This is a genomic window from Methanococcoides sp. LMO-2, from assembly GCF_038432375.1.
GTDB lineage: Archaea > Halobacteriota > Methanosarcinia > Methanosarcinales > Methanosarcinaceae > Methanococcoides > Methanococcoides cohabitans.
Map to the genome: position 1 here is coordinate 1 of NZ_JBCAUS010000010.1, position 2813 is coordinate 2813.

The following is a 2813-nucleotide window of genomic DNA, read 5'->3' on the forward strand; positions in this document are numbered from 1 at the left end:
AGATTTCCCAAGGACTCTCGTACCTCAGTACAGTAAACAACGTGGGCAGGCTTATCTTCTGTGTTCGGAATGGGAACAGGAGTGGCCCTGCCACTATGGCCGCCATACTCATCTCTAATACTGGAAATGATCATGTTAATTATATTACATATCAGATTTCGCCTGGACAGAGCGAGACGGATGAGGCACAGATATTAGTAGCTGCGGACTGAACACCTCGTTGCCTTGGTGCGTACATCCCAACTCTATCAATCCGGTCTTTTACCGGAATCCTTAACGCAGTCTCTTTTTAGGTCAGATTTCGAGCTTAGATGCATTCAGCTCTTATTCCTTAGCGCGTAGCTGCTCGGCATTGCCTTGTCAGACAACCGATCGACCAGTGGCGCCGTTGCTCTGTTCCTCTCGTACTAAAAGCAACTTACCCTCAGACTACAGACACCTCTAGTAGATAGTAACCGACCTGTCTCACGACGGTCTAAACCCAGCTCACGATCTCCTTTAATAGGCGAACAACCTCACCCTTGGCTGCTGCTGCACAGCCAGGATGGAAAGAACCGACATCGAGGTAGCAAGCTGCCGGGTCGATATGTGCTCTTGCCGGCAACGACTCAATTATCCCCGGGGTAACTTTTCTGTCATCTTTAGCCCGCACCAAGCGGGACATAAAGGTTCGCTAGAACCGACTTTCGTCTCGCGATCCACTACTGTGCTGAATCACGTCAGGCTAACTTATGCTCTTGCACTCTTCAGTAGGTTTCCGACCCACTTGAGTTAACCATTGCGCGCCCTTGATATCTTTTCAAGGGCGTCCCGCCCCAGGCAAACTGCCCACCTATCGGGGTCCTCCTCTCGGAGTAAGGGGCGTAACTTTGGAAGGGTAGTGTCCCAATGACGACTCCACCGATGCTGGCGCACCGGCTTCGATGTCTCCTACCTACACTGTACATCCAAAATCACACCCCAGCGACAGGCTGCAGTAAAGCTCCACGGGGTCTTCACTTCCCCCTAGAGGTCTCTAGACTCTGCACTAGAATGTAAGCTTCACCGGACTCTGGCTAGGGACAGTAGAACTCTCATTGATCCATTCATGCAAGTCGCCAATTAAGCGACAAGGTACTACGCTACCTTAAGAGGGTCATAGTTACCCCCGCTGTTTACAGGCCCTTCTTTCCGTTGAACCGAAGTTTCAGGTACCTGCACTGAGCAGGATTCAGAGATCGTACTAGCCCTTACGGGTTTGCGATCTCCTATGTTGATATTAGACAGTTAGAGTTCCCTGGTCACTGCGACCTGCCGTCTTCACGGCAGGCACTCCTTCTCCCGAAGTTACGGAGCCAATTTGCCGAATTCCCTTAGCCAAATTATTCCGACACGCCTTAGCCTTTTCAGCTAGGGGCACCTGTGTCAGATCTCGGTACGGACATTTAACTCCCTTTTCACGGGTTCCAGGGTGCAGCTGACTTTCGCCATTACATATTCGCCTGCTTCTCGCCATTACGGCTCTCCACAGGATTCGATGCTTAGACGGCGCGACGGCGCCGCTCAGCCTGCCCCGAAACGTCAGTTTTATTGTTAAATGGTACAGGAATATTAACCTGTTTCCCTTTTGATGTACTCGAATTACGGTACAACTTAGGACCGACTAACCCTCGGCTGACGATCATTGCCGAGGAAACCTAGCCCCTTCGGCGGTCAGGATTCTCACCTGACTATGCTGTTACTATTACCAGGATTTTCGTTTCCGCTCGGTCCACAGGACTTCACAGCCCTGCTTCTGCCCAAACGCAACGCCTTCCTACAAGATTACCTTACGGTACTCCGTGGTATCGGTGGTCGACTTGAGCCCCGTCCATTTTCGGGGCCCCAAACCTCGACTGGTGGGCTGTTACGCACTCTTTAAAGGATAGCTGCTTCTAAGCTAACCTTCCAGCTGTCTAGGGCTTGGGACGCCCTTTAGTATTAACACTTAGTCGACACTTAGGGACCTTAACCACGGGCTGGGTTGTCTCCCTTACGGACTACAAGCTTACCCCAGTAGCCCGGACTCCAACCTTCTACGACGACGGTGGGTTCGGAGTTTGACAAACGGCTGAGGAATTTCTTCCCCGGGACCATCAATCAGTGCTCTACTCCACCGACTATCTCCAGTTAGGTCATGCTACGACATGTTTTGGAAGGAACCAGCTGATGCCGGGTTAGATTAGCCTTTCACTCCGAGACGCAGGTCACACGAATGATTTGCAGATCAATACCGCTTGCGGTCCTCCACGTAGCTTTCGCCACGCTTCAACCTGCCCACGCCTAGATCACCCGGCTTCGGGTCATAACTTAGTGACTCCACGCACTTGTATACGCCGCGTCTCACCCGTGAGGGTTGCACGCATGTTGCTTTCGCTTCGGCTTCCCAGATAAAAGGTTAGCCTTCGCCACTTAGATATACTCCCTGGCCCGTTCTTCAAAACGTATGATATGACATCGGCATTAGTACTCGTACTACAACCTCGCGGTTGATTCCTTCGAACTAAAGTTCCTTTCATGCCATATCGCTCCATCACCATCAGGTTTCAGGCACTTTTAACCTCCCTTTTGGGGGTACTTTTCAGTTTTCGGTCACCCTACTACTTCGCTATCGGTCTCAAGACGTATTTAGTTTTGGAAGTTGGTGCCTCCCAAATTCACGCGTGATTTCCAACACACGCTACTCAGGAACATTTCCAGATCCTCTTTTCTTTGCTTACGTGACTGTCACACTCTATGGTCTAACGTTCCAGAAAAGTTCAGCTAAGAAAAGGTCGGAGCCTTAGAAAGTCCTA

General features: G+C 50.8%; 2 rRNA genes. Both read right to left on the reverse strand.

The features are described from left to right. Positions 1–107, reverse strand: a 5S ribosomal RNA gene (gene rrf / locus WOA13_RS11585); the annotation flags it as partial. Between the two features lie 68 nt (positions 108–175). After that, positions 176–2813: ribosomal RNA gene (locus tag WOA13_RS11590) — 23S ribosomal RNA — on the reverse strand; the annotation flags it as partial.